The organism is Saxibacter everestensis, assembly GCF_025787225.1.
In the GTDB taxonomy this organism is placed as follows: domain Bacteria; phylum Actinomycetota; class Actinomycetes; order Actinomycetales; family Brevibacteriaceae; genus Saxibacter; species Saxibacter everestensis.
The window spans coordinates 759194-784141 of record NZ_CP090958.1 but is presented as its reverse complement, the minus strand read 5'-3'; the positions used below and the strand labels follow the sequence as shown (position 1 = coordinate 784141).

Sequence of the window (24948 nt, the reverse complement as noted above, 5' to 3'; positions counted from 1 at the left end):
TACCGAGTCGAGCTAAATGTGATCGTTCACACTTCGCATAATCGTAGCCCAGGGCGGCCCGAATGTGTCAAGCAGTCGCGGATCGCGATTCGGTTACGACTGGGCTGCCGGCGCGGTGGAGGAACGGATCACGAACTCAGGACTGATGATTACCGGTTCGTCCAGGTGCTGCCCGGCAAGAACCTTGAGCATCGTGCCCATGATCTCTTGCCCCAGCCGATCGAATTGCTGGCGCACTGTCGTCAGCGGCGGGAGGAAGAATTCTGCCTCCGGAATATCGTCGAATCCGACGATACTTACGTCGCGCGGAACGCTTATCCCTGCGGCATTGAATGCCTTGATAATCCCGAGCGCCATTTGATCGTTTCCAGAAACAATTGCCGTGCAGCACCGAGGGTCGGCCTTTAGCCGCCTGGCGATTTCCTGCCCTGCCGCATAGCCGCTGGCCGGGGACCAGTCGCCGAGGATCGGCTCGGCGGCAGGCAGATCGTGCGCCGACATCGTCTGGTGCCAGCCGCGGATCCGTTCCGTGCCGTCGGATGAATGGGCCGGACCGGCTACATGCAGAATTCGCCGATGCCCAAGCTCAATCAGGTGCTCGGTAGCCATCCGGGCACCTGAACACTGGTCGATGGACACGCTCGGCACCCCGCGTTGACCACTGCTTTCGGCAGCGACCAGCGGCACGTTGAGCCGAACGCCCTGCAGCGCGCCGATTGAATCGAACTCGGCGGCAATGGCAACGATCCCATCGACGTTGTGCCCCTGCAGGCTGTCGATGACGTTCTGCACTGGTTCCACGGTGTGCAAGGTCCGATTAATCACATTGACCTGATACCCGGCTGCGCGGGCAGCGTCCGTGAATCCGACCAGCGTGCTGGCAGGGCCGAAAAATGCGCCACCGGAGTTATAGACACCGATTGTCCTGGTCTTTTTCGTGACAAGCGCCCGAGCCGCCGAGTTGGGCCGATAATTGAGCTGCTGAATTGCCCGTTCGACCTTTTCCCGCGTACTCGGCCTGATGTTCTGCTGGTCGTTGATCACCCGCGAGACCGTCTGGTGCGAGACTCCGGCCAGCCGGGCCACATCGAGAATGCTCGCCGCGCGCTTCCTGCCGTCCGCAATATTCATCACACAACCGTCCTACGTCTCAACCGTGCATGTGCACGTTCACACCACATCGTGTGAAGCCAATTATGCATGCTCGTGACCCACGACGCGCAAACCTGCGCCGGCGGTCGCCGGTCGCCGCTCGCCGGACGCCGACGCCGGTCACGGTTCCGGCTGGGCTCCGCGGCGCTGCACCGCAACGGCAGCGGCAGCCGTTGCCGCTTCCATCGCCGTCCTCTTGTCCGATCCCGCCGCCAGGGCGGCGCCGAGCGCACCGCAGAACGCGTCGCCGGCTCCGGTGGTGTCTACGGCGGACACCTTATCGGCCGGCACGCTGATGTCCTTCCACCGAGCACCCTCCGCACCGAGCGTTGTCAGCACCGACAGACCACCATATTGCTGCGCCGACCTTGCCACCCCGGACTCCTCGAGAAGACGGGCTTCGTGCTCGTTGACGATCAGCGGATCAGCGGCTGCGAGCACTTCGGCCGCGAGCTCGGCATAGGGAGAGACGTTGATGACGACCCGCACGCCACGCGAGGTGGCCCGGCGCACAGCGGCTTCGACGACCGGCAGTGGAACCTCAAGCACTGTCAGCAGAACATCGCCCTCCCCGAGCGCGTCCAGTGGAGCAAGGTCCTCCTCGGTGAGCTGCAGGTTGGCGCCGCCGATCACGATGATCGAGTTCTCGCCATCCCTGGAGACCGGGATAAGTGCGTGACCGGTGGCATGCCCAGGGGTGACAACGACCGAATCGGTTGCTACGCCGAATTCTTTGAGCCGCTCGATGTAGCGCGCACCCTCGTCATCGTCGCCGACCCTGCCGATCATCATGACCTGCGCGCCCATCGCTGCCGCCGCGATAGCCTGGTTGGCTCCCTTGCCGCCGAAGACGCGGGTCAGGTCCTCCCCCAGGACCGTCTCCCCCGGCCGCGGATGTCTGTCCACCGTGGTCACCAGGTCGATATTCAGTGATCCAAGAACCGCAACGGTTCCCATCTCGTCTCCCTTGCCTAGTCCGCGGACCTGGTCAGCCGCAGCCGGCGTCCTCGTCAAGTCCCTTGATCGTCAGCGGCAGCTTACCGGGTGCGTCTTTCTTGCCGGTCAGCACATCGAGAAGCGCGGCAAACGCGCCCTTCGTCCGGCCGTACAGCGCGAGCTGCGTATCGGCGTCCGAGCGTTTCAGCGCCCATGGCCCGTCAAGCGCAACTGCGATGTCGCCGCCTGGGCTGCCGGAGGCGCCGAGCAGGCGTACCGTCGGGCCGCTCCCGGTCGACACTCCGGCCTGCTTCGCCGCGGCGGCGAACCGGGCACGGTCGGTCGTGGTTCCGCCGACAACAGTGACCGAGTCCCGGACGAGTTCCTTACCGCACTTGCCGTGCACCATTGTGATGCCGGCCGCGCTGACCTGCTGCGAGACCTCAGCTGGTGCGGCGTCGTCGGCCGTCGCGGCTTCTGCCTTCCCGGCCTGTTCCTGCTGCCACATCATCAGTGTCACGACCCTGGTGGCGGCCTGCTCGAGCCGCGAGCGCTTCAGACTGCCGTCCTTCACGGCTGCCACCAGCGCCGCGTGCGCGGACGCTGTATCGGCGGGCATCAGCGCGAGGTCGGCGCCGGCCCTGATCGCCTCGACGGTCGCATCGCCGGCCGATGCGTCAACCGCACCCATATTGAGCGCGTCGGTCACGGCCACGCCCTCGAAGCCCAATCGGGATCGCAGCGTCTTGTACGCCTGCTTCGAAAGTGATGCCGGCTTTCCCGGGTCTATCGCCTTCGCCGCGATGTGCCCCATCATCACCACGGGGGCTCCGTCGTCGATCGCTGCCCGGAATGGAACCCAGTCGCGTGCCTCTAGAGCTTTCAGGCTGGAGTCAAGCACCGGGAGGCTCTCGTGGGAGTCGGTGGTCAGCGAGCCGTGGCCGGGAAAGTGCTTGACCGTTGACACCACACCGGCGTCGCTGAAGCCCTGCACCGCGGCACTGCCGACCTTCGCCGCCAGTTGAGGATCCCCGGCCGGTGACCGCACGCCGATCACCGCATCCTCCGCACCTGCTGTGACGTCAATGCTCGGAGCGAAATCCAGCGTGTAGCCGAGCTCGGCCAGCTCGGCTGCCTGCACCCGGGCGGCCCTTCGCGCCAGCTCGGCGTCACCGGCGGCGCCGTACGACATGAACGCCGGGAACCCGGTGACCGGCGAGGATAGCCGGGCGACCGGGCCGCCTTCCTGATCCACGCCGATAATGGCCGGCCATTCCCGGCCGTCGTCTTCGGCTGCTTTCTGTATCGCCTCGGTCACGTCGTGCAGCTTGTCCGTGTCGACCTTGCCCGCAGCGTCGGTCGGCAGATTGTCGGCCATTGTGATCACCCCGGCCAGGTGGTGCTTCTTCACCAGGCCGGCTGCCGCCGATACGGACGTTCCGGTGTACTGGGCCATGATGACCTGACCGGCAAGTTCAGCGTCGTCGAGTTTCTCGATAGCCTGCTTCGCTGCCGCCTCGTCGGCCAGGGACGGCCCCCAGCTCAGGGGCGGTTCGACGCTCGACTCAGGGCTCTCGGTGCGCTCTGCGGCAGGCTGCGTGGCTCCGGTTTCCGGTTGATCCGGCCCGGGCGAGCATCCGGTGACTGCCAGGAGCAGAGCGGCAAGAATCGCCGGGCCGCGGACGATTCCGCGCTGAACAAAGTGCATGGTTTGACCCTACTGCCCATCACAGCGGATTCTTAAGTGAGAGCGGTGTAACGAGCACCTGTTCCATGAGGGCTCACTCCGGTACGGAAGAGCGCCGATCCCGTCCGTTCGAGGAGTGCAATGCCAATCGAGTTTCAGCCATCGAAGAGGTCGACTCTTGGCGTCGAGTGGGAGCTTGCCCTGGTCAGCGCGAGCGATGGCGAACTGATGTCGGTCGCCGAGGAGATCCTGCGCGCGGTCAAGCCGGATGACGCCGATGAGCACCCGAAGATCAAGCAGGAGCTACTGCTCAACACTGTCGAGATCATCACCGGAATCTGCTCGAGCGTTGCCGACGCCAAAACCGACCTCGAAGGTTCGCTGGCCGAGCTGCGCACCGTGACAGATCCTCTGGGGGTCGAGGTGATGTCGGCAGGCACTCACCCTTTTGCGCAATGGGCTCAGCAAAAGGTCACCGACAAGGAACGCTATGCCGAGCTGATCAACCGCACGCAGTGGTGGGGCCGCCAGATGCTGATCTACGGGGTGCATGTGCACGTCGGAATCGATTCGCGCGATAAGGTGCTGCCGATCGTCAACGCGATGCTGGCCTATTTCCCGCACTTCCAGTGCCTTTCGGCGTCCTCCCCATATTGGGGTGGAGAGGACACGGCCTATGCGTCGAACCGCGCGCTGATCTTTCAGCAGCTACCGACCGCCGGCCTACCGTTCCAGTTCGAGTCGTGGGAGCAGTTCGAGCACTACGTCAACGACATGCTCGTCACCGGAGTAATCGATCAGTTCAATGAGGTGCGCTGGGATATTCGCCCTTCGCCGGCGCTGGGTACCATCGAGGTCCGGGTGTGCGACGGTGTGCCCACGATGAGCGAGATTACCGCGATCGCCGCGTTGACGCAGTGCCTGATCGACGACTTCAGCCAGCGCCTTGATGACGGCGAAACGCTTCCGACCATGCCGCCCTGGTTCGTACAGGAGAACAAGTGGCGGGCGGCGCGTTATGGCATGGACGCCATCATCATCCTCAACGACAAGGGTGATGAGCGGCTGGTGACCGAAGACCTTGCGGAACTGTTGCCTCGCCTGGCGCCGGTGGCCGAGCGGCTTGGCTGCAGCGAGGAGCTGGCCAGCATCAACACGATTATCGATCGCGGCGCGAGCTACCAGCGCCAGCATGCGGTGGCTAAAGCGCACGATGGCGACCTGCGCCAGGTGGTGCGCTCGCTCGTTGCGGAGATGCGTGCCGGCGTCCCGCAACAGGTGCGCTAACCCGGTCGGCTCAGCCGGGAATCCGCGTCTGCGGGTTCGCTCAGCCGGGAATCTTATCCAGAAGCCAGCGCGGCGAACGGACCTGCGCGCCGAGCCGGCCCACCCGGCCGCGGAGCTCGCGGTCTGCCGTGACCACGATCACGACCGGGTCCGGTTTCTGCTCCGCATGCCCTGGTGCGCCTAGCGTCTCGTCGGTCGCCTGGACAATTGCCGAGTCGCCGTCGTGAGCGGCCGCGATCACCCGTGGGCCCGCTCCGTCGCTGGCCGCGTTGACATCGGCTATCCAGTCACCCTTTGCCTGGCCCTCAACTACGGCCAGGATCTCCTGCGGCCACCAACGTCGGGCAGTGCCGCCGACTGTGCCGGGTAGGTCCAACTCGCCCACGTCGATACCCGTCTCAGCCAGGGCCCCGAGCCGCGCAACGAACTTCTGCGCCGCCGCCGATCTGTCCTTCCACCAACCATCCGGCCGGGAGCCAACCACGTTGGCCACGTCGACGACAAGCGTTACCTGCAGCCCAAGGGCCTCACTGAGCACCGGCCAGCTGGCCGCAAAGCCGGGATGCAGCGGCAGACTGTCGACCGAACCCAGCGGCACCCAGGCAACCTCAAGGCTCTCCCTATCGGTCACCTGCGCATTGAGCCGGGTAGTGGCGTCAGAGAGCACTGTCGTGTAGCTCCAGAATCCGAGGTCCAGCACGTAGCTTGCGCGCAGCCGGATGCCGGTTCCATCGACGGCGGGGACTCCCGCTTCCTCGCTGCACTCGCGCAAGGCGGCCGCGACGGCGGTCTCGTCACGATGGCGGGCGCCGCCCGGTATTCCCCAGGTTCCACCGAAGTGGCTCCATTGCACCCTGTGCTGCAGCAGGATCCCGCGGTCGACGTCATGGATCAGTGCGCCAGCCGCGCCGTAACGACCCCAGTACCTGGTCTCATCGGGACCGTAGACCCAGCCGTCTCCGCTTTCCGGATCGGTGGACGAACCGGTCAACGGTTTACTCACAGCACCGACACCCCCAGGTGCGCGGCGAGCGCCGGTGCAAGGTCGTAGAGCTGGTCCCGGCTGATCAGGGTTCCGCGGAGGCTGTCTATGCCCTGAATCACCGAGATTTCCGCGCCGCGCAGGTCGACGCCGGAAAGCGTTGCCTTATCGACCACCAGCCGCTCGACCCGGCAACCGGCTAGCGACAACCGGCGTGCCGTCGCACCACTTAGGTCGAGCTCTCCGATAACGCAGTCACTCAGAGTGAGATCGCCGATAACCGCCCCGCGCAGATTGATGAAGTCGATCTTGCCTCCGCTCACCGCGACACGATCCATTCGCGCGCCGTGCCATTCCCAGGCACCGAGCCGGACATCGCTGAACTCGATATTGCGCCAGTGCGAATTGGCGCAGTCAAGCTCCGCCGCACTGACTCGGGTCAGCCTCGAGTCCCGGAATCTGCCATTCCTCAGCGAGGCTGCGTTCAGGGAACAGTCCTCGAACAGGCAGTCGATGAATTCGCTGTCGGACGCATCCTGGGAATCGAATCGATGCCCTTCGAAGTGGCAGCCTTCGTACACCTCACCGTCGAACAACCGGAAATCCGGCCCGGCCGGCCGCAACTGGCCGAGGGAGAGAGTCGGCTTGGCGGGCGGTCGCGCTGCCTGAGACGGGCGACTCATACGAAGACCTTATCCACGGTCAGTGAGGAATCGGCGCCGAACGTGTTGACGGTCGGCGGATGGCCACGGCGCAGCACCTCCGCACCCAGCGCTGCCACCATGGCGCCGTTGTCGGTGCACAACGAAATCGGCGGCACTCGCAACGTGATTCCCGCCGCGGCGGTCCGCTCGGCCAGTAGTTCCCGTAACCGGCTGTTTGCCGCCACGCCGCCGCCGAGCAGGAGCCGGTTGACGCCGGTATCCTGACAGGCGAGCACAGCTTTCGCGGTGAGCACGTCGACCACGGCTTCCTCGAAACTTGCCGCCAGATCGGGAATCTTGATCTCGTGCCCCTGCCGATGCGCTGTTTCAACCCATCGGGCGACGGCGGTCTTCAGGCCGGAAAAAGAAAAGTTGTAGCGATGCCCGCGTTCCGGAGTCCGATCTTTGGCTGTGCTCAGGCCGCGCGGAAACCGGATCGCCGTCCGGTCGCCATCCAGCGCGGCTTTCGAAATCTTCGGACCTCCCGGATAGGGCAATCCGAGCAGCCGGGCAACCTTGTCGAAGGCCTCCCCCGCGGCATCGTCGATCGTCTCACCCAGCAGGGTCACGTCATCGACGATGTCGCGCACCAGCAGGATCTCGGTATGTCCGCCCGACACCAGCAGCGCAATCGTCGGGGTTTCCAGCTCGCCTCGTTCGACAATGTCCACGGCCACGTGGGCGGCAAGGTGGTTTACCGCGTACAGCGGCTTGCCTAGGGCCGAGGCAAGCGCCTTCGCTCCGGCCACGCCGACCATCAGCGCGCCTGCCAGGCCGGGACCGCTGGTGACCGCGATCGCGTCGACATCGGCGAGTTCCACTTCCGCGGTTGCGCAGGCCAGCTGGATGGCGGGGACAAGTTCCTCGAGGTGCGCGCGGGAGGCCACCTCGGGCACGACTCCGCCGAAACGCACATGGTCATCCATCGACGACGACACGGTGTTGGCAAGCAGGGTACGGCCCCTGACGATGCCGATTCCGGTCTCGTCGCATGAAGTCTCAATGCCGAGCACAAGGGGCTCGGCCGGCGGTGTACGGACAGGCGAGGGCATAGGCCAAGGCTATCGTTGCCGGCGAACGGCGATTAGACCGCCGGAGACTTCACCGGATTCAGCTGCGCCGCCGCGGCGTCGAGATGCGCCGACTCGCCAGTGGTGAGAGCGTAGATGCCGTAAGCGACCGGGCTGGCCGCCACGATTTCGGCGCAGTGGTCGCCAAGTCGCGGCCAGGTCCGGCCACCGGCCTTGTGGTAGGCATCGACGGTCGCCGCAAACGCCCGCTCGCCTGCGATCATCTTCTGAAACATGAAGTCCAGCGCCGGATCGCCGACCTTCGCGGTCGTCCAGTCAAGCACGGCTGTAATCGTCTCGTCGTCGGCGATCAGGACGTGCGCCGGATAGAGCTCACCGTGAGTCAGTACCGTGCGAATCGGCCAGAAGGAGTCGTCCGCGATCCAGTTTTCCCACCTCCGAACCAGATCGGGAGCGACCTTGAATTCCGCGCGAACCGTTTGCACATTTTGCTCCCATTCAGCGCGGGACTCGTCGGCATCCTGCACCTGCAGCCCGGCGACCTTGGCCTCCTTGGCGCTTAAGCCATGCAGGGCCGCGATCAACCGGCCAAGGTCTTCGGCATATCGCAGCGATTCCCGGTCGAAGTGCCAGAGCGGCTCGCCGGAGGTCTCATCGATCGTCAGGCCGGGCCGCCCGGGGAGCAGGGGGTACGCAATCAGGTCAGGCGCCGTCACCTGCCAATCGGGAACCGCAACGTCAAGACGCTGCCCGACGAAGTCGAGAATTCTGGCCTCCGCCGCCAGCCGGTCGGAGACGTCGGCCCGACGCGGAATCCGCAGCACCCAGTCTGTGCCGTCGTTCGCTCGCGCCAGCACGACCCGGAAGTCCAGACCCGCCTCGATGACCGACAGCGAATTCTGCTCGAGGCTGAGTTCGTGCCTGCTGGCGAGATCGAGAATCTGTTGAACATCGTCTGATCGTGGTCGCACTGGGGAGTCCTTCCGCCGGGTGGCTGCCAGACTAGCCGCCAGTCTGCCCGGCCTGCCAGTGAATATAGCGAGGCCTTCAGCGCAACTTGCCAGCTCGGGAAGGGCGTGAGACTTTTGAATCAGCCATACCGGCACCCGGACGAGGTGCGCCGTACCCGGAACGCGACAAGACGGCGCAAGGGGAGATCGCTATGTCCTGGTTCGTTCTCGTTATTTCCGGTGTACTCGAAGCCGTCTGGGCAACCGCACTCGGCAAGGCCGAGGGATTCACTCGACTCTGGCCCACAGTCACCTTCGCCGTCGGGCTGGTTCTCAGCATGGCTGGCCTCGCCTTCGCGATGCGCGAACTTCCTACCGGCACCTCATATGCGGTGTGGGTCGGGATCGGCGCGGTGCTGACAGTTGCTTACGCGATGATTTTCGATGGCGAAGCAGCCTCGCTGGTGAAAGTCCTGCTGCTATTGGGCATTGTCGGCTGCGTCATCGGGCTGAAGGTTCTGCACTAGGCGCTGGGCGGTTCGCTCATTGACTCACGCGGACGGATCGAGGTCGCCAATGGTGAGCGCCGCCGCAACGACGGGTCACGGCACGATGTTATTGAACAACCGGCTCGTGAGCTTCTCCAATCCGGATTCGTCCGTAGTGAGGGCGACGTAGCCGCTCTTACTGACGCAGTGCAGTCCAGAGCAGGCCTCCGTGTCCTTCACCAGCTGCGGAACCCATGACTCCTCGTGCCGGTAGACCACCACCTGGACGCCCGTGCGGGCCAGCTGGCGGACCACTTGGCCGAGACCTGGATGGGCCGGCTCGCCGTCGGCCTCCCCGGCGACCAGCAGGCGCTCCAGCTGGGGCATCGAGAGGAGGACGTCCCCGGCCTCGCAACCGAGGTCGATGCGGAGACGCCGCACGGGCATCCTGGACAAAGTCGCAAGGTCGGCGCCGCTGGTGAACCCGATGAGGTGGAGTTCGGTGAGAGCGGGCAACTCTGCCAATGGGGTGATGTCCTGAATCCCGGGGGCCGCGAACGCGTGCAGAACAAGCCGCTCGAGCCCGTTGCATCCAGCCAGTGGGGAGAGATCGACCTTCTTGCCGAGGAGGACGGTGAGGTGAGTCAACCCAGGGATGGCGTCGACGCCCTCCAGGTTCGCGGACTCCCCCAGGTCCAACCACCCGGACCTCGGCTGGAACATGGCGGCAGCGAACTCGCGGCGGTCGAAGCGGGCCCAGGCCACGTGCAGCTCCTTCAGCATGGCGTCGGAGTGCGACGGCGTCCCATACTTCTTTAGCACTTCGAAGGCTTGCCGTGTGCCGATTTTTGTCAATGCCCGAACGGCAGCCACCCGGGCTGCGGCCCTCTGGTCGGCGTTGGGGGCGAGGCTCGCAACGTCGGGCTCTGGATGATTGGCGAGCCAGCTCTTGACCTCGGACACCTTCTGCGGCGCCTCTGGGGCCGGGTTGGCGCCGGCGGAACGGTCTGCCTGGACCAACTCGGTGTGGCGCACAGTGGCCTTCTCCGCTGCTGACAGATGCTTGGGCACCCACTCCCCAACGAGTCGACCACGCAGACGCTCGATGACGTCCGCGTCGGCCCGGGCAGCCAGGGCCGCGATACCCCAGAACTCGGACGTCGGGAAGCCGAACGCCTGGCCGTTGAACTGCTCCGTCGTGATCTCGTCATCGACCACAGTCAACGCTGCCTGCGTGAGGGCGGCCTCGGCGGGGACCTTGGGGATGCCCTTGAGCAGGTTCGGGATGTTGGAGTATGCCTCCAATCGTGCCAAGAACTCCACTGCCGCACGCACCCGGCCGGTAGCAGCAGCAGCAACGGTGATGAAACGGCTGGACAGGTCGACGAGGCCCACGACCGCCAGTGGGAGGAGACCCAGTTCCTTGTCCGGAAGGCGCTTGAGGCTCTCGGCCACGGTGCCGTCGACCTGGCCGTCGAGGAGCGTCCGGATCCTCGAAAGGGCCGCCACTTCCGTCTCATTCAGTGTCGCCTCTGACATGAGTGCCCCCTAGTTTCTGCTGTGCAGCGGTCGCAACCGCATGATGTGAGCGTCGATGTTTCCCGGCTGATAGTAGCCACGGCGGACGGCGATCCGGTCGAAGCCGAGTTTCGTGTAGAGATGCTTGGCCGGCTCGTTGTCCGCCCGAACTTCCAGCAGAAGCGATGTCGCGCCGTGGTTCCCGGCTTGTTCGATCAGCCGGAGCATCAGTTGCCGGCCTATGCCATTGCCCTGTAGTTCCGTGCTGACCGCTACTGTCTGCACATCCGCTTCGGCCGCTGACCAGGCCAATCCTGCATAGCCGAGAAGCCGGTCATTTCCATCAAGCACAGCAGAATACTCACGCTGCGGCGCCGCGAGTTCGGCCCAGAAGGTCTCCTGCGTCCAGCTGGTCTCGCGAAATAGCCTGGCGTCGAGCGCGGCCGCCTCGGGCAGGTGCCACCAGCGCAAGGGCACGATAATCGGACCGTCGGGCGTGGTTGCTTCACCGCTCATACGCCTCAGCCGAGCACTCGTTTGGGCGGCTTGGGGCTGGCGGCATCCGGACGGCGAAGGTACCGGGGTCGCGGTTCCTCAAGCGTCATTCCGGCGGCTGTCCGCCGGACAGCTATCTCGCCGATTCCCGAAGCGAGCGGTTCGACCAGTTCGGGTTTATCCGACACTGCTTCTCCAAGCAGGTCCGGATACAGCAGGATGCCCCGTCCACCCCTGGGCACGCCTTCGATCGCGGAAGCGAAGTCTGTGGGCGTGCTGACATCCGGCCCGGCCGCCAGCCGTGGTGTACCCGCGGAATCAACTCCGGAATACCGCCCCCAGTACACTTCCTTGCGGCGCGCGTCGATCGCCACGGCGAAGTCCGTCGGAACGCATCCAGCCGAGGCAAGCTGCCACGCCAGTGCATCGATGCTCAGCACGCCGTGCACCGGAACCGACCAGCCCAGGCCAAAACCGAGCGCAGTGGCGATGCCGACGCGCAGGCCGGTGTACGGGCCTGGACCGATACCCACCGCAACCGCATCGAAATCGCCGGCCTGCGCCCCAGCTTCGGCAAGCACCTGCTCCACAGCGGGCACCAGCACCTCGGCATGCCGTCGCGCCCCAAAGATCGTGTGTTCGGCAAGCACGCCGTCGTCGCTGACTACTGCCGCGGAGGCGGCGGCTGAGGTATCCAGAGCGAGAACGAGCACAAGGGCTAACTTACCTCCGCCCTCGGCACTCACAAAACAGGCAGCTGCACTCCGGACCATCTGTCGCCAACCGGCAGCATCCGGACCAGGCGAGTCTCGTCATGGTCGAAATCCAGATCGATTCCAGCGTCGGGTCCGGTCGGCGGGCCCGCGGCCGCAGGGTCGACGCCCGTGATGGTCACGGCTTCCCGGTCGATGTCGATTTCCAGCCGGTCGGCCGAGAGCACCTCGGCGAGGCCGGAGCCCCATTCGATCACCGTGACGGCCTCGTCCAGGTCTGCGTCCAGGTCGAGGTCGTCGAGTTCGTCGATCCCGGAGAGCCGATACGCGTCAACATGCACAAGATCCGGACCATCGGCGAGCGATTCGTGCACCCGGGCGATCACAAAGGTGGGCGAGATGATGCTGCCGGCAACCCCCAGGCCGTCCCCCAGGCCCTGGGTGAACGTGGTCTTGCCCGCGCCGAGGCCGCCGGAGAGCACAAGCAGGTCGCCGGGACGAAGCAGTGCCGCAACCCGTCGGCCCAGCTCATGCATGTCCTGCGAGGTCGGCACCGTCACCAGGTGATCCATGGTCAGGCCACCGGCAGGTAGCTTCGGGCAACCCGCGCCGACAGCCGGGTCACCACCTCATAATTGATCGTGTCCGTCGCCCGGGCCCAGTCCTCCACTGTGGGCTCGCCCGGGTTCGCCCCAAGGATGACGACTTCGTCGCCGAGGCGCACCTTGTCATCGCCGACGTCCACCACGAACTGGTCCATCGCGACCCGCCCGGCGATCCGGTAACGCTTACCGCGGATGCTGACCTCGGCCCGATCGGACGCCGCGCGCGGAATACCGTCGCCATAGCCGGCCGGCACCAGGGCGAGGGTGCTCTCCACGCTTGTCCGATAGCCGAGCCCGTACGAAACGCCCTGCCCAGCCGGCACGCGCTTCACCTGCGCCACCAGGCTGACCAGGCGCAGGGCCGGTCTCAGCCCGAGTTCCTCCGCGTTACGGTCGGCGAAGGGCGACAGTCCGTAAATACCCAGACCCGGCCGGATCAGGTCGAAAGCCAGATCCTCCTTGGCGAAAACGCCCGGAGTGTTCGCCAGATGCCGCCGGGAGAAGTTCACGCTGCGCGTTTTCGCCACGTCGATGGCGGTCAGGAAGTTCTGCTTCTGCAGGGCGATGGATTCATGGCCGGGCTCATCCGCGCAGGCAAGGTGCGAGAAGACCCCGACCGGTTCGATCAGACCGCGCATATCGGCCTCGTTGACGGCGTCCAGCAGGCCGACCCACTGCTCGGCGGTCGCGCCGTTGCGGCCAAGACCGGTGTCGATCTTCATGTGAATGCGTGCGCGTCGGCCGGCGTTGGCAGCCGCCTCACACACCTGCTCGAATCCGTGCAGCGAGGAAACACCGATGTCGATACCATGACGGACCGCTGGGGTGAGATCCTCCTGCGGACCGTAGAGCCAGAAGAGAATCGGCTCCTTGATTCCGGCCTCGCGAAGGTCGAGGGCCTCGCGGAGATGGGCGACGCCGAGCCAGTCCGCGCCGGCCTGGAGCGCGGCCCGGGCAGCTTCGATGGCGCCGTGTCCATAGCCATTTGCCTTGACTACCGCCATCAGTTCTCGCCCCGGCGCCGCCGCGCGCAGGGCACGCACATTGTCTGCGATCGCCGATAGGTCGACGAGCGCTGTCAGGGGGGCAGGATGGGCCGGTGCCGGCACGGCGCGATTCATAGCTGCCATTGTCCAACATTTTTTTCTTCCCGGGCTCGAACGCGTAGCTCCGTTACCGCGTATTTCACCGCTGCGGCGACGTGCAACGAACGAAGCGGACCGCCCTGCGAGGCAAGCAGGGCGGCCTGCCCGTGTACGAAGGAACCGAGAGCCGCGAGCTCCGCGAGCTGTGGCAATGACTTCCGGCCGGCCGTCGCAGCCAGTGCGCCGAGGACGCCGGTCAGCACGTCCCCCGAACCGGCCGTCGCCAGCCAGGCTGTCGCCGGTCCCTGCACGTAGTCCGGCCCGGCCGGTTGGCTGATTACGGTGTGAGCGCCCTTGAGCAACACAACGGCGTTGGCCGCCTCTGCCACGGACTTCGCATGTCGCGCCGGGTCGGCCTCGATCTCCTCGCGGGAGACAATTGTCCCCGACAGGCGGCCGAGCAGCGTCGCGAGCTCTCCGGCGTGCGGCGTCAGGATTGCCGGCATGCCGAGCGGCCCGTAGATCAGGTCGAACGCTCCCGCGTCAAGGACGCATGGCAGCTGAGTTTCGATCGCCTCGTCAAGGGCGGCGCGGATGGCGTCGACCTGCGATTCCTCGTCCGGCGCGACGCCGCTGCCGAGCGCCCAGGCCTGCACCCGTCCGGCGCCTGCGACCACCTCGGGAGATCGTTGCGCGATCAAACCGCCCGGTGTGTCCGGTCCGACGTAGCGGAGCATGCCGACCCCGGCGCTTACCGCTGCATCTGCGGCGAGAACCGCCGCGCCCGGGTAACGCGCGGACCCGGCCACCAGGCCAAGAACCCCTCTGGAGTACTTGTGGTCGCTCGGCTCCGGCGCCGGCCAGAGCGCGGCCACATCGGAGGCTTCCACCGCAAGGACCACTGCTTGTTCGTCCGCCAGCTCCAGTCCGATGTCGACCACCTCGACCCGACCGGCGTTCCGCGCGGCGGGTGGTATCAGCAGTCCCGTCTTCAATCCGGCGAACGTCACAGTCACGTCGGCTGCAATGGCGGATCCGCCGGTTTGCCCGGTGCCGGCATCGACGCCGCTCGGCACATCCACCGCGACCACGAGTTGCCGTCCCGGCTTCCGGCCACGCCAACGCCGGACGAGTTCGCCCAGCCTGTCCGGCAGACCGGCCCGAGCGCCGGTGCCGGCGATTCCGTCGATCACCAGATGCGCGCAGAGCAAAAACCGAAGGACGTCGTCGTCTGATTCGTCCAACTCGCGCACATCGATGTTCAGCGCCCGCACGGCCCGAAGACCGGCCGGATGGGCCCGGCCGGCACACAGCAGCACCGTGACGTGCGCACCCCGCCGGGCAAGTCGGCAGGCGGCGAACAGGGCGTCTCCCCCGTTGTTGCCCTTGCCGACCAGGGCAAGAACTCTTGAGCCGTATACGTGGCCGTAGCGTTCCCGCAGCTCGGTGGCGCAGACATTGGCCAGCCCTGCCGCGGCCCGGGACATCAATGCGTCCCCCTGGCCGGCGTCGAGCAGAGGCGTTTCGCACGCCCGCACCTGGTCCGGAGTCCAGGCCCTACGCATCGGCGAGCCGCCGAGCCGCCAGTTCGGCCAGGAAGGTCGCGTGCTCACCCAGCACGCCGTCATCGAACCTGGCGCGCGGCGAGTGGTTGGATACCCAGTCTTCCGGCGCCAGATCGCGTGGGGCGGCGCCGAGATGTCCATAGGCGCCTGGCACCCGGTGCAGAATCCGGGAGAAGTCCTCGGAACCGGCCCGCGGGTTCTCCATCAGCTCGACCCGGTGTTCGCCGAACATTTCTCCGGCCACGCCCAGATAGCGGATAGCCTCATCGTGGTCGTTGATCGTGGCGGGCAGGTCAGTGCTGAAATTCACGTCGGCGACCAGTCCGTGTCCCAGCGCGATATGGGAGACCAGGTTCGGCAATTCAACGGCCAGCCGGGCCGTGACCTCATCGCTGAAGCTACGAATGCCGGCCCGGAATCTGGCGATATCGGGGATCACATTGGCCGCGCTGCCGCCGTGAAAGTCGCCAACCGTCAGGACGACCGGATCGAAGATGTCGAACCGCCGGCTGATGTACGACTGCAGCGCAACGATCATCTCCGCTGCTGTCTGCACCGGATCCAGGGCGGTGTACGGCCTGGAGCCATGGCCGCCCCGTCCGCGCACCGTTACGTCGAGAACCGAGAATGCCGCCATCAGCGGGCCGGGCTTGGAATGCACCTTCCCGTACGGGAGGTCGGCCGCGACGTGCACGCCGTACGCGGCCAGCACGGGATTGCCAGCGGCCTCGAGTACACCTTCGTCGATCATCAGACCCGCGCCGTTGTATCCCTCCTCCCCCGGCTGGAACATGAAGATGACGTCACCGGGCAATCGATTCCTTGCCTCGGACAGCAGCCGCGCCGCGCCGACCAGCCCGGCGGTGTGCAGGTCGTGTCCGCAGGCGTGCATCGCCCCGTTGACCGATGCGTACGGCAGCTCGGTTTGCTCGATAATGGGCAGGCCGTCCATATCTCCGCGCAGCAGAACTGTCGGCACGGTGTCGCCCGGCTGGTGTTCCCCTTTTCCGCGCAACACCGCGGTGACCGACGTCGTTGCGTCTCCGGTGTGGATCTCGAGCCCCAGGCCGTCCAGCGCCCTCAGCACTGTCTCCTGGGTACGCGGCAGTTGTAAGCCGATCTCCGGTTGCGCATGCAAACGACGCCGCAGCGACACGAGTTCCGGCAGTAGCTTCTTGGCGTCGGCGCTGGAGAAAACCATGGCTTCACCGTATCGCCTTCGCTCCTTCGGCCGGATATCCCCTTGACATCCTGAGCTCTGAGGTTGCATGGTTAGTTACATGACTAACGAACCGCGTAACCGAGGTTTCGAGAGGCAGGCCAAATGATCGATGAGGGCCGACCGATCTTTCTGCAGATTGCCGAGCAGATCGAGAACTCCATCCTCGACGGTTCGCTGCTCGAGGAATCCAAGGCGCCATCGACCAATGAGTTGGCGGCCTTCCATCGCATCAACCCCGCCACCGCCGGGAAAGGAATCAACCAGCTGGTGGCCGACGAGATCTTATACAAGAGGAGAGGCATCGGCATGTTCGTTTCCCCCGGGGCCCGCGCCCGGCTATTGGCCAGACGCCGGGAGCAGTTTTTCATCCAGTACGTGCAACCAGTCCAGCGCGAGGCCCGCAAGCTTGGCCTCAGCGGCGAGCAGCTCGCCGAAATGCTCAAGCGAGAGGAAGTGAACTCATGAGTACCATCATCGAGGTGCGGGGCCTAAACAAGAACTACCGGGAGACCACGGCCCTTGACAACGTCAGCTTCGACATCGAAGAGAACAAGATCTACGGCCTGCTCGGCCGCAACGGCGCCGGCAAAACCACGCTGATGTCCGTGTTGACCGCACAGAACTTCGAAACCTCGGGCAGCGTCCGGGTCTTCGGTGAACATCCGTACGAGAACGAGCGGGTGCTCAACCGGGTCTGCTTCATCAGGGAATCGCAAAAATACCCCGACGATTTCAAGCCCTCGCATGCTTTCGCCTCGGCAGCTATGTTCTTTGCGAACTGGGACCAAAAGCTGGCCGACCGGCTGGTCAAGGACTTCAACCTGCCGACGAACCGGCGGATCAAGAAGCTCTCCCGCGGGCAGCTGTCGGCAGTCGGAGTGATCATCGGCCTGGCATCCCGCGCCGAACTCACATTTTTCGACGAACCATACCTTGGCCTGGACGCCGTGGCCCGTCAGCTGTTCTACGACCGGCTGCTGGAAGACTATGCCGAGTTCCCGCGGACGATCGTGCTGTCCAGTCACCTGATCGACGAGGTGGCAAACCTGCTCGAACACGTCATCGTGGTCGACCAGGGTCGAATCCTGCTGGATGACGACGCCGAGAAGCTGCGCACATCCGCGGTCTCCGTTGTCGGGCCCGCCGAAACCGTCGAGCAGTTCATCGCCGGACGGGACGTCATTCACCGCGACGGTTTCGCCACGCTTGCCTCGGTGACCATCGCCGCGACCCTCGACGGCGCCGAGCGGGCCGAAGCGGCGGAGCTCGGCCTGGAACTCGCGCCGGTATCCCTACAGCAACTCATTGTCCGGAAGACCATCAATGACAAGGCAGCCGTCGACGAGGCCGCTTTGCCGAGTAACGAAAAGGTAGCCCGATGAACCGCATAATCAATGTGGCCCGCATGCAGCTGATCAACAGGGGGACGTATTTCGGGGTTCCCGTCATCATCCTGATCGCGACGATCCTGATCAGCCTCGCGATCTTCGCCCTGATCCCCGTCGACCAACCCATATACGGCGGCGGCGCGCAGGCTCCGCTGTGGTACTTTCTCGCGCTCGGCATCTACTCACTGACGCTGACGTTTCCCTTCTCGCAAGGTCTGAGCATCTCTCGCCGCACATTCTTCCTCGGCACCGTCGGATTGTTCGTCGTCACGTCGCTGGCATGGGCGGTGCTCTACTTCTTGCTGGCCCTGATCGAGCGGGCAACGAATGGCTGGGGTCTGAACGGGTACATGTTCGACATGCCCTGGATCACCGGCGGCGGCTGGCTTCAGACCATCGCGTTCTTCTGGGCCTGCACCATGTTCCTGTTCTTTGTTGGCCTGTGGTCGGCAACGATCTACAAGCGCTGGCAGGTTCCTGGCCTGCTCGTGGCTGGCATCGCGGCCGCGCTCATCCTGCTCGGGGTTGCCGCCTACGTCAGCTTCACCAATACCTGGGCCGAGTTCGGTGCCTGGTTCGTCACGCAGACAGCCCTGGGCATCGCCGGCTGGCTGGGCCTGCTCGTGGTGTTGCTCGGTTTCGGGGCGTACCTGACGCTGCGCCGCGCGACCCCGTAGGCGGCTCGGCCGCCAGGCCGGGCTCGGCCGCCAGGCCGGGCTCGGCCCCGTAGGCCGGGCTCGGCCCCGTAGGCCGGGCTCGGCCGCCATCGCAACTAAGACCCTTCGGAGACCTGATGTCACCCATCACCATCGCCACGACCTGCTTCCTGGCCGTCATCCTGCTGATTTCGGCCCGGGGCAAGCTGATCAGAAACGAGAAGGTTGTCGACTCGGTCACCGGAGTCGGCATGCCGGTTCGGCACTTCCCGAAACTTGCGCTGCTCGAGTGCTTCGGCGCGATCGGAGTGGTCCTTGGCCTGCTGGTCCGGCCGATCGGGATCGCCGCAGCGGTCGGCGTGACGTTGTACTTCCTCCTCGCCGTGCTCAGCCATTTGCGGAAGCGCGACCTCGCGGGTGCCGGCCCCGCCGCGTTCATCCTGCTGCTTTCCGGCGGAACGCTGGCGCTGCAGCTTAGCTGATGTCGGCGGGGCAGGATCAGCTCTCGGCGATGACAACCGCAGACGCGATGCCGGCATCGTGGCTGAGCGAAAGGTGGAACGAGGTGACGCCCAGCTCCGACGCCCGGGCGGTGATGCTGCCGCCGACTTCGAGGTAGGGCCGGCCGTGGTCGTCCTTGCAGACCCTGGCGTCATGCCAGAACAGGTTTCCGGGAGCGCCAAGCGCCTTGGCCAGGGCCTCTTTGGCGGCGAACCTGGCCGCCAGTGAGTTCAACCCGACCTCGCGTTCCTCGCCGACGAAGAGCCGATCGAGTAGGGCCGGGGTTCTGGCGATCTTCTCGCCGAACCGGGCGACGTCCACGACGTCAATGCCGACCCCGACGATCATCGGTGCTCCGCCAGGCAGGTGCTGCTACTCAACCGTGACTGACTTGGCCAGGTTGCGCGGCTGGTCGACGTCGAGGCCCTTGGCCGAGGCGAGTTCCATCGCGAAGATCTGCAGCGGCACCGTGGTCAGCAGCGGCGCGAGCAGAGTCGGGCACTCCGGCACCGAAATCACCTCGTCCGCATAGGGCAGCACATCGGTGTCGCCTTCTTCGGCGATCACCAGGGTGCGGGCGCCACGGGCCCGGATCTCCTGGATGTTCGACACCACCTTCGAGTGCAGCGAGTCACGACCCTTGCGCGAGGGCACGATGACGAACACCGGCTGGCCCGGCTCGATCAGGGCGATCGGCCCGTGCTTCAGCTCGCCAGCCGCGAAGCCCTCGGCATGAATGTAGGCAAGCTCCTTGAGCTTGAGCGCTCCTTCGAGTGCAACCGGGAAGCCGACATGGCGGCCGAGGAAGAGTACCGACTTCGAGTCGGCCATCCAGCGCGCGATCTGCCGGACCTTGTCGGAACCGTCGAGCACCTTCTGAATCTTCTCCGGCATGACCTGAAGCTCGCCCATGATGTTGGCGATCTCATCCGGGAACTTGTTGCCGCGCAGCTGCGCCAGGTAGAGGCCGAGCAGGTAGCAGGCGGTGATCTGGGCCAGGAACGCCTTCGTCGAGGCGACGGCGATCTCCGGTCCGGCGTGCGTGTAAAGCGCGGCATCGGATTCGCGCGGGATGGTCGAACCATGGGTATTGCAAATCGCGATGACCTTCGCGCCCTGTTCGCGGGCGTGCCGGACGGCCATGATGGTGTCCATGGTTTCGCCGGACTGCGAGACCGCCACCACGAGGGTGCGCGCGTTGACGACCGGATCCCGATAACGGAACTCGTGTGCGAGTTCGACCTCACATGGAATCCGGCACCAGTGTTCGATGGCGTATCTGGCCACCTGGCCGGCATAACTCGCCGTGCCGCAGGCGATGATCACGATCTTGTCGATCGTGCGCAGCGTCGCCTCGTCGATGTTCATCTCGTCGAGGATGAGCTTTCCGGCGGTGTCGGTGCGGGCGAGCAGAGTGTCGGCGACGGCCGCGGGCTGGTCGTTGATTTCCTTCGCCATGAAGCTTGGGAAGCCGCCCTTTTCAGCTGCGGCTGCGTCCCAGTCCACGTGGTACGCCTTGCCCTGGACGGCGGCGCCATCCTTGTCGATGATCTCCACCTTTTCTGGCGTGATCGTGACGATCTGGTCCTGGCCGATCTCGACGGCTTCCTTGGTGTACTCGATGAATGCGGCGACATCGGACCCGAGGAAGTTCTCACCTTCGCCGAGACCGATAACCAGCGGCGAGTTACGGCGGGCGCCGACGACGACACCCGGACGGTCGGCGTGCACTGCCAACAGCGTGTAGGCGCCCTCGAGCTTTGCCGATACCAGGCGCATTGCCTCGGTGAGGTCGCCCGTGTTCCTGAATTCAGCCGCGATCAGGTGCGCGGCGACCTCGGTGTCGGTTTCGGAGGAGAACTCAACTCCGTCATCGAGCAGCCCCTGCTTGAGTTGCGCAAAGTTCTCGATGATGCCGTTGTGAATCACGGCGAGTTTGCCGCCGTCCGCAAGATGAGGGTGCGCGTTGGCGTCATTCGGGCCGCCATGGGTCGCCCAGCGAGTGTGGCCGATTCCGGTGTTTGCCGGTTCAAGCGGGTTCTGCTCGAGAGCATTGAGCAGGTTGGTCAGCTTGCCGGCACGCTTCTCGGACTGCAGCCGTCCGTCACCTACCAGGGCGACACCCGCCGAGTCGTAGCCGCGGTACTCCATCCGGCGCAAGCCTGCCAGGACTACATCTAGCGCTGAGTGATCAACTGGCCTCGAACGAGCGGCAGGATCTGCGACATATCCAACGATTCCACACATGCGGCTAAGCTTAACTTCCCGCGCGGGAGAACGACGAACCCGCGAGACGCCCGCCTGGAGCTCAACTACCTTTTCAATCGTCGACCTGTAAGAATGCCGACATGTCAACGGAAGATCTCCCGTCAGAGCTCAGCACCCTCGCAGGCCTGAGGCCGCGCCGGCCGATGGGGGTGAACGACTACAACTGCACCCCGTTCGTCGAACTCGACCGCGACTCCTGGTCACGACTGGCCGAATCGACGCCGCTGCCCCTGACCAGTGATGACGTTACCCGGCTGGCGGGCCTTGGTGAACGGATCGACCTGAAGGAAGTTGCAGAGGTCTACCTGCCGCTTTCCCGGTTGCTCAATCTGTATGTCGGCGGCAAGGGCCAGTTGCACCAGGCCACCCAGACGTTCCTCTCCCCGCTCAGCGAAGACAGCGGCGGCAAGAACAGTCATGGGGCCAAGCGCACACCATTCGTGATCGGCGTGGCCGGCTCGGTTGCCGTCGGTAAGTCGACTACCGCCCGGCTGCTGCGCGAGCTCCTGGCCCGGTGGCCGGACACCCCCCGCGTCGAACTGCTGACCACCGATGGCTTCCTGTACTCCAACGCAGAGCTGGAACGCCGTGGCCTGATGGGACGCAAGGGCTTTCCGGAGTCCTACGACCGGAGGGCCCTGCTGCGCTTCGTCAGCGCGGTGAAGTCCGGTGCCAGGGAGGTCCGGGCGCCGGTGTACTCGCACCTGACCTACGACATCGTGCCCGGCGCGGAGATCGTCGTGCGCCAGCCGGACGTCCTGATCGTCGAGGGACTCAACGTCCTGCAGCCGGCCAGGCCTCGGCTGGATGGCAGGCAGGGCCTGGCGGTCAGCGACTTCTTCGACTTCTCGCTGTATGTCGATGCCAAGACGCCCGATGTACGCAACTGGTACATCGATCGGTTCCTGTCGCTGCGGACAGGCGCCTTCGCGAACCCGGAGTCGTTCTTCCACCGCTTTTCGTCGCTCTCGGACGAGGAAGCAGTTAATCTGGCCTCCGAAATCTGGGCGTCGATCAATGAGCCGAACCTGGTGGAGAACGTGCTGCCGACCCGTGGGCGGGCAACCCTGGTACTCACCAAGGGCCCGCAGCACGATGTGCGGCGGATGCTGCTGCGCAAGCTGTAGCCGGGTAGCCGGGTAGCCCTGTAGCCGCTAGCCAGGAGGCTCAGGCCAGGGTCAGCTGTTCCCGGACGACGTCGGCCAGCCGATTCGCCGCAGACTGCGCCTCGGCTTCGTCAGCGGCCTCAACCATCACCCGGATCAGCGGCTCGGTTCCGGACGCACGCAAGAGCACCCTTCCGGTCGAGCCGAGAGCCGCTTCGACCTCGGCAACCGTTGCGGCAACCACCGCATCGCTGGCCCGGGACTTGTCCACGTTCTGCACGTTGATCAGCACCTGCGGGAGCTTCGGGATGGCCGACGCCAGATCCGCCAGCGTCCGACGGGTCTGTGCCATCCGCACCATCAGGTGCAGCGATGTCTGCACGCCGTCGCCGGTGGTGCCGTGATCGAGCATCAGGACATGCCCCGACTGCTCGCCGCCAAGGGTATGGCCATTCTTCGCCATCTCCTCGAGCACGTACCGATCCCCGACCGCGGTCTGCACCGTGGCGATTCCGGCTTTTTCCATTGCCAGCCGCAGGCCAAGATTCGACATCACAGTGGTCACCAGCGTGTTGTTCTTCAGCAGTCCCCGTTCGGCGAGGCCAAGGGCCAAGATGCCCATCACCTGATCGCCATCGACAACGCGCCCCTTGGCGTCGACTGCCAGACAGCGATCCGCATCGCCATCGAAGGCGACACCGAGGTCGGCACCCTCCGCGACGACGGCAGCCTGCAGCGGACCGAGATGGGTTGAGCCGATGCCGTCGTTGATGTTGAGGCCGTTCGGGCTGGCGCCGATCACCACGACCTCGGCGCCGGCCTGGCGGATGGCCGCCGGGCCGACAACGCTGGCCGCTCCGTTGGCGCAGTCGACGACGACGCGCAATCCGGCAAGCGGCTCATCGCCGGCACGGAGGCAAGCCACGAGGTGCTCTGTGTATTCATCGGCTGCCGCGGCATACCGCTGGATCCGGCCGACATCGGCGCCGGTCGGCCGCTCCCACTCCGAGCGCAACCTGGCCTCGATCCGGTCCTCGACGCTGTCCGGCAGCTTGGTTCCGCCACGGGCAAAGAACTTGATCCCGTTGTCCGGCATCGGGTTGTGCGACGCGGACAGCACCACGCCGAGGTCCGCGTTCGACACCTTCACAACGTGCGCGATCCCGGGAGTAGGCAGGACCCCGGCATCGGCAACGTCCACACCGGCCGAGGCGAGTCCTGCAGCAACCGCCGCGGACAGGAACTCTCCGGACGCCCGGGTATCCCGGCCGATCACGGCCTTGGGCCGATGCCCGGAGAACACGCCTTCTTCGGACAGCACGTGCGCCGCCGCGACCGAGAGGTCGAGCGCTAGGTCAACAGTGACGTCGCGGTTCGCCAGCCCGCGTACTCCGTCGGTGCCGAACAGCCGGCCCATATCCCACTCCTCTTCTGCCAGTCGGCAGACTCGAAACGCGCCACCTTAGCGGCACCAGGTACTTTCATTCTCTTCAGATGCTCGAAAGGCCCCGGACCTGGTAAGTCGCGGGGCCTTTCGATGTGCCGCATGACGCGGCCTGGTACAAGAGTAGAACTTAACGCTTGCTGAACTGTGGAGCCTTGCGGGCCTTCTTCAGTCCGGCCTTCTTCCGTTCCTTGACGCGCGGGTCGCGGGTCAGGAAACCGGCCTTCTTCAGCTCTGCACGGTTGTGCTCTTCGTCGATCAGGTTCAGCGACCGCGAGATACCCAACCGGACGGCGCCGGCCTGGCCGGAAGGTCCGCCACCGGAGATGCGAACGTGAACGTCGAAACGGCCTTCGATCTCAAGCAGACGGAACGGGTCGTTCACCAGCTGCTGGTGCAGCTTGTTCGGGAAGTAGGCCTCGAGGCTCTGACCGTTGATCTTCCATTCGCCGGTGCCAGGCACCAGGCGAACACGGGCAATTGCCTGCTTGCGGCGACCGACCGCCGCACCGGGAGCAGTCAGCGACTGACCGCGGCCACCGGCAGGCGTCTCACCGAGTCCGGCGCTTGCCGGCGTTTCGGTCGAGTAGCTGCTGACGTTTTCGGCATCGGTTTCGTCGACAGCGTCGACGTCGTTCACATTGGTGGACTCAGCCACGGTTCTCCTTGGGTTCTCTTGGCTTAAGCGGTTCGCGCTACTGCGCAACCTGGCCGATGGTGAATGGCTGCGGGTTCTGTGCAGCGTGTGGGTGCTCCGAACCCGTGTAAACCTTCAGCTTGGTCATCTGACCGCGGCCGAGAGAGTTCTTCGGGATCATTCCGCGAACAGCCTTCTCCACGGCGCGCTGCGGGTTCTTCTCCAGCAGCTCGGCGTAGTTGACGCTGCTCAGGCCGCCCGGGTAACCGGAGTGCCGGTAAGCGCGCTTCTGCTCAAGCTTTGCACCGGTCAGCGCAACCTTGTCTGCATTGATGATGATGACGAAGTCGCCGCCATCGACGTGAGGGGCAAATGTCGGCTTGTGCTTGCCCCGAAGCAGCTGGGCGGTCTGGCTGGCCAAGCGACCAAGCACCACGTCGGTAGCGTCAATGACATGCCATTGGCGCTCGACGTCGCCGGGCTTAGGGGTGTACGTACGCACGGTTGTAGCCTTCTTCTATCTCGATT

At 65.3% G+C, this 24948-nt stretch carries 26 protein-coding genes and 1 riboswitch; of the genes, 7 read left to right on the top strand and 19 right to left on the bottom strand.

Going from position 1 to position 24948, the window contains the following annotated elements:
• Nucleotides 1-93 precede the first annotated feature (93 nt).
• The 3 genes from LWF01_RS03860 to LWF01_RS03850 form a co-directional block, all read right to left on the bottom strand.
• On the bottom strand, nt 94-1131 hold the full coding sequence (locus LWF01_RS03860) for a LacI family DNA-binding transcriptional regulator (RefSeq protein WP_349639725.1): 1038 nt from the start codon (nt 1129-1131) through the stop codon (nt 94-96).
• A 141-nt stretch (nt 1132-1272) separates the two neighbouring features.
• The gene (locus LWF01_RS03855; protein ID WP_349639724.1) at nt 1273-2109 is read right to left on the bottom strand and encodes a ribokinase; all 837 of its coding nucleotides are present in this window, start codon (nt 2107-2109) and stop codon (nt 1273-1275) included.
• Nucleotides 2110-2140: 31 nt separating this feature from the next.
• Nucleotides 2141-3796 (bottom strand): glycoside hydrolase family 3 N-terminal domain-containing protein, encoded by a 1656-nt coding sequence (locus LWF01_RS03850; protein WP_349639723.1) that lies wholly within the window; start codon nt 3794-3796, stop codon nt 2141-2143.
• 120 nt (nt 3797-3916) lie between these two features.
• Between LWF01_RS03850 and LWF01_RS03845 the strand changes: the two genes are divergently transcribed.
• The gene (locus tag LWF01_RS03845) at nt 3917-5062 is read left to right on the top strand and encodes a glutamate--cysteine ligase (protein ID WP_349639722.1); all 1146 of its coding nucleotides are present in this window, start codon (nt 3917-3919) and stop codon (nt 5060-5062) included.
• A gap of 40 nt (nt 5063-5102) precedes the next feature.
• On the opposite strand, the gene LWF01_RS03840 is transcribed toward LWF01_RS03845, so the two are convergent.
• Genes LWF01_RS03840 through LWF01_RS03825 form a run of 4 tightly spaced genes read right to left on the bottom strand, consistent with a single transcriptional unit; the run spans nt 5103 to nt 8750 of the window.
• Nucleotides 5103-6065, bottom strand: coding sequence for an NUDIX domain-containing protein (locus LWF01_RS03840; RefSeq protein ID WP_349639721.1), 963 nt, complete (start codon nt 6063-6065; stop codon nt 5103-5105).
• Nucleotides 6062-6727, bottom strand: a complete 666-nt coding sequence (locus LWF01_RS03835) for a pentapeptide repeat-containing protein (protein ID WP_349639720.1) — start codon at nt 6725-6727, stop codon at nt 6062-6064. The genes LWF01_RS03840 and LWF01_RS03835 overlap by 4 nt, the downstream gene beginning before the upstream one ends.
• On the bottom strand, nt 6724-7800 hold the full coding sequence (tsaD, locus tag LWF01_RS03830) for a tRNA (adenosine(37)-N6)-threonylcarbamoyltransferase complex transferase subunit TsaD (protein ID WP_349639719.1): 1077 nt from the start codon (nt 7798-7800) through the stop codon (nt 6724-6726). The genes LWF01_RS03835 and tsaD overlap by 4 nt, the downstream gene beginning before the upstream one ends.
• 32 nt (nt 7801-7832) lie before the next feature.
• Nucleotides 7833-8750, bottom strand: a complete 918-nt coding sequence (locus LWF01_RS03825) for a macrolide 2'-phosphotransferase (protein ID WP_349639718.1) — start codon at nt 8748-8750, stop codon at nt 7833-7835.
• Between the two features lie 117 nt (nt 8751-8867).
• A riboswitch (guanidine-III (ykkC-III) riboswitch) is annotated at nt 8868-8930 on the top strand.
• 11 nt (nt 8931-8941) lie between these two features.
• On the opposite strand from LWF01_RS03825, the gene LWF01_RS03820 reads away from it, so the two are divergent.
• Nucleotides 8942-9256 (top strand): DMT family transporter, encoded by a 315-nt coding sequence (locus tag LWF01_RS03820; protein WP_349639717.1) that lies wholly within the window; start codon nt 8942-8944, stop codon nt 9254-9256.
• A gap of 75 nt (nt 9257-9331) precedes the next feature.
• On the opposite strand, the gene LWF01_RS03815 is transcribed toward LWF01_RS03820, so the two are convergent.
• The 7 genes from LWF01_RS03815 to LWF01_RS03785 are packed head-to-tail and all read right to left on the bottom strand — an operon-like array spanning nt 9332 to nt 16399.
• A complete protein-coding gene (locus LWF01_RS03815; protein ID WP_349639716.1) occupies nt 9332-10756 on the bottom strand; it encodes a hypothetical protein in 1425 nt (474 codons plus the stop codon).
• A gap of 9 nt (nt 10757-10765) precedes the next feature.
• Nucleotides 10766-11251 (bottom strand): ribosomal protein S18-alanine N-acetyltransferase, encoded by a 486-nt coding sequence (rimI, locus tag LWF01_RS03810; RefSeq protein WP_349639715.1) that lies wholly within the window; start codon nt 11249-11251, stop codon nt 10766-10768.
• Nucleotides 11252-11256: 5 nt separating this feature from the next.
• On the bottom strand, nt 11257-11943 hold the full coding sequence (gene tsaB, locus LWF01_RS03805; protein WP_349639714.1) for a tRNA (adenosine(37)-N6)-threonylcarbamoyltransferase complex dimerization subunit type 1 TsaB: 687 nt from the start codon (nt 11941-11943) through the stop codon (nt 11257-11259).
• A 29-nt stretch (nt 11944-11972) separates the two neighbouring features.
• On the bottom strand, nt 11973-12515 hold the full coding sequence (gene tsaE, locus LWF01_RS03800; protein WP_432761984.1) for a tRNA (adenosine(37)-N6)-threonylcarbamoyltransferase complex ATPase subunit type 1 TsaE: 543 nt from the start codon (nt 12513-12515) through the stop codon (nt 11973-11975).
• Between the two features lie 2 nt (nt 12516-12517).
• On the bottom strand, nt 12518-13678 hold the full coding sequence (alr, locus tag LWF01_RS03795) for an alanine racemase (protein WP_349639713.1): 1161 nt from the start codon (nt 13676-13678) through the stop codon (nt 12518-12520).
• Nucleotides 13666-15246: an NAD(P)H-hydrate epimerase gene (locus tag LWF01_RS03790; protein ID WP_349639712.1), complete on the bottom strand. Its 1581-nt coding sequence runs from the start codon at nt 15244-15246 to the stop codon at nt 13666-13668. The genes alr and LWF01_RS03790 overlap by 13 nt, the downstream gene beginning before the upstream one ends.
• A complete protein-coding gene (locus tag LWF01_RS03785) occupies nt 15191-16399 on the bottom strand; it encodes a M20 metallopeptidase family protein (RefSeq protein ID WP_349639711.1) in 1209 nt (402 codons plus the stop codon). Before LWF01_RS03785 ends, LWF01_RS03790 begins: the two co-directional genes overlap by 56 nt.
• Nucleotides 16400-16522: 123 nt before the next feature.
• On the opposite strand from LWF01_RS03785, the gene LWF01_RS03780 reads away from it, so the two are divergent.
• From LWF01_RS03780 to LWF01_RS03765, 4 genes are all read left to right on the top strand, one after another.
• Nucleotides 16523-16885 (top strand): GntR family transcriptional regulator, encoded by a 363-nt coding sequence (locus LWF01_RS03780; RefSeq protein WP_349639710.1) that lies wholly within the window; start codon nt 16523-16525, stop codon nt 16883-16885.
• Nucleotides 16882-17802 carry an ABC transporter ATP-binding protein gene (locus tag LWF01_RS03775; protein ID WP_349639709.1) on the top strand — a complete coding sequence of 307 codons (921 nt, stop codon included), beginning with the start codon at nt 16882-16884 and terminating at the stop codon, nt 17800-17802. Before LWF01_RS03780 ends, LWF01_RS03775 begins: the two co-directional genes overlap by 4 nt.
• Nucleotides 17799-18485: a hypothetical protein gene (locus LWF01_RS03770; protein WP_349639708.1), complete on the top strand. Its 687-nt coding sequence runs from the start codon at nt 17799-17801 to the stop codon at nt 18483-18485. The genes LWF01_RS03775 and LWF01_RS03770 overlap by 4 nt, the downstream gene beginning before the upstream one ends.
• Before the next feature lie 116 nt (nt 18486-18601).
• Complete coding sequence (locus LWF01_RS03765) at nt 18602-18946, top strand: DoxX family protein (RefSeq protein WP_349639707.1); 345 nt, start codon at nt 18602-18604, stop codon at nt 18944-18946.
• Nucleotides 18947-18962: 16 nt separating this feature from the next.
• Here LWF01_RS03765 and LWF01_RS03760 read toward each other — a convergent pair whose 3' ends face one another.
• Together LWF01_RS03760 and glmS are read right to left on the bottom strand one after the other, a co-directional pair.
• Nucleotides 18963-19313, bottom strand: a complete 351-nt coding sequence (locus LWF01_RS03760; RefSeq protein ID WP_349639706.1) for a holo-ACP synthase — start codon at nt 19311-19313, stop codon at nt 18963-18965.
• Nucleotides 19314-19337: 24 nt separating this feature from the next.
• Nucleotides 19338-21212, bottom strand: coding sequence for a glutamine--fructose-6-phosphate transaminase (isomerizing) (gene glmS / locus LWF01_RS03755; protein ID WP_349639705.1), 1875 nt, complete (start codon nt 21210-21212; stop codon nt 19338-19340).
• Nucleotides 21213-21376: 164 nt separating this feature from the next.
• On the opposite strand from glmS, the gene coaA reads away from it, so the two are divergent.
• Nucleotides 21377-22360: a type I pantothenate kinase gene (gene coaA / locus LWF01_RS03750; RefSeq protein WP_349640816.1), complete on the top strand. Its 984-nt coding sequence runs from the start codon at nt 21377-21379 to the stop codon at nt 22358-22360.
• 40 nt (nt 22361-22400) lie between these two features.
• Here the strand turns inward: coaA and glmM are convergent, their stop codons facing one another.
• From glmM to rplM, 3 genes are all read right to left on the bottom strand, one after another.
• Nucleotides 22401-23756 carry a phosphoglucosamine mutase gene (gene glmM, locus LWF01_RS03745; RefSeq protein ID WP_349639704.1) on the bottom strand — a complete coding sequence of 452 codons (1356 nt, stop codon included), beginning with the start codon at nt 23754-23756 and terminating at the stop codon, nt 22401-22403.
• A 157-nt stretch (nt 23757-23913) separates the two neighbouring features.
• A complete protein-coding gene (rpsI, locus tag LWF01_RS03740) occupies nt 23914-24441 on the bottom strand; it encodes a 30S ribosomal protein S9 (RefSeq protein WP_349639703.1) in 528 nt (175 codons plus the stop codon).
• Between the two features lie 37 nt (nt 24442-24478).
• Nucleotides 24479-24922 (bottom strand): 50S ribosomal protein L13, encoded by a 444-nt coding sequence (gene rplM / locus LWF01_RS03735; RefSeq protein WP_349639702.1) that lies wholly within the window; start codon nt 24920-24922, stop codon nt 24479-24481.
• Between the last annotated feature and the right edge of the window lie 26 nt (nt 24923-24948).

Coding starts and splice junctions, on each gene's coding strand:
- LWF01_RS03860 (WP_349639725.1), bottom strand. CDS start 1,131: ATGAATATTGCGGACGGCAGGAAGCGCGCGGCGAGCATTCTCGATGTG.
- LWF01_RS03855 (WP_349639724.1), bottom strand. CDS start 2,109: ATGGGAACCGTTGCGGTTCTTGGATCACTGAATATCGACCTGGTGACC.
- LWF01_RS03850 (WP_349639723.1), bottom strand. CDS start 3,796: ATGCACTTTGTTCAGCGCGGAATCGTCCGCGGCCCGGCGATTCTTGCC.
- LWF01_RS03845 (WP_349639722.1), top strand. CDS start 3,917: ATGCCAATCGAGTTTCAGCCATCGAAGAGGTCGACTCTTGGCGTCGAG.
- LWF01_RS03835 (WP_349639720.1), bottom strand. CDS start 6,727: ATGAGTCGCCCGTCTCAGGCAGCGCGACCGCCCGCCAAGCCGACTCTC.
- tsaD (WP_349639719.1), bottom strand. CDS start 7,800: ATGCCCTCGCCTGTCCGTACACCGCCGGCCGAGCCCCTTGTGCTCGGC.
- LWF01_RS03820 (WP_349639717.1), top strand. CDS start 8,942: ATGTCCTGGTTCGTTCTCGTTATTTCCGGTGTACTCGAAGCCGTCTGG.
- LWF01_RS03815 (WP_349639716.1), bottom strand. CDS start 10,756: ATGTCAGAGGCGACACTGAATGAGACGGAAGTGGCGGCCCTTTCGAGG.
- rimI (WP_349639715.1), bottom strand. CDS start 11,251: ATGAGCGGTGAAGCAACCACGCCCGACGGTCCGATTATCGTGCCCTTG.
- tsaE (WP_432761984.1), bottom strand. CDS start 12,515: ATGGATCACCTGGTGACGGTGCCGACCTCGCAGGACATGCATGAGCTG.
- alr (WP_349639713.1), bottom strand. CDS start 13,678: ATGGCAGCTATGAATCGCGCCGTGCCGGCACCGGCCCATCCTGCCCCC.
- LWF01_RS03785 (WP_349639711.1), bottom strand. CDS start 16,399: ATGGTTTTCTCCAGCGCCGACGCCAAGAAGCTACTGCCGGAACTCGTG.
- LWF01_RS03780 (WP_349639710.1), top strand. CDS start 16,523: ATGATCGATGAGGGCCGACCGATCTTTCTGCAGATTGCCGAGCAGATC.
- LWF01_RS03775 (WP_349639709.1), top strand. CDS start 16,882: ATGAGTACCATCATCGAGGTGCGGGGCCTAAACAAGAACTACCGGGAG.
- LWF01_RS03770 (WP_349639708.1), top strand. CDS start 17,799: ATGAACCGCATAATCAATGTGGCCCGCATGCAGCTGATCAACAGGGGG.
- LWF01_RS03765 (WP_349639707.1), top strand. CDS start 18,602: ATGTCACCCATCACCATCGCCACGACCTGCTTCCTGGCCGTCATCCTG.
- LWF01_RS03760 (WP_349639706.1), bottom strand. CDS start 19,313: ATGATCGTCGGGGTCGGCATTGACGTCGTGGACGTCGCCCGGTTCGGC.
- glmS (WP_349639705.1), bottom strand. CDS start 21,212: ATGTGTGGAATCGTTGGATATGTCGCAGATCCTGCCGCTCGTTCGAGG.
- coaA (WP_349640816.1), top strand. CDS start 21,377: ATGGGGGTGAACGACTACAACTGCACCCCGTTCGTCGAACTCGACCGC.
- glmM (WP_349639704.1), bottom strand. CDS start 23,756: ATGGGCCGGCTGTTCGGCACCGACGGAGTACGCGGGCTGGCGAACCGC.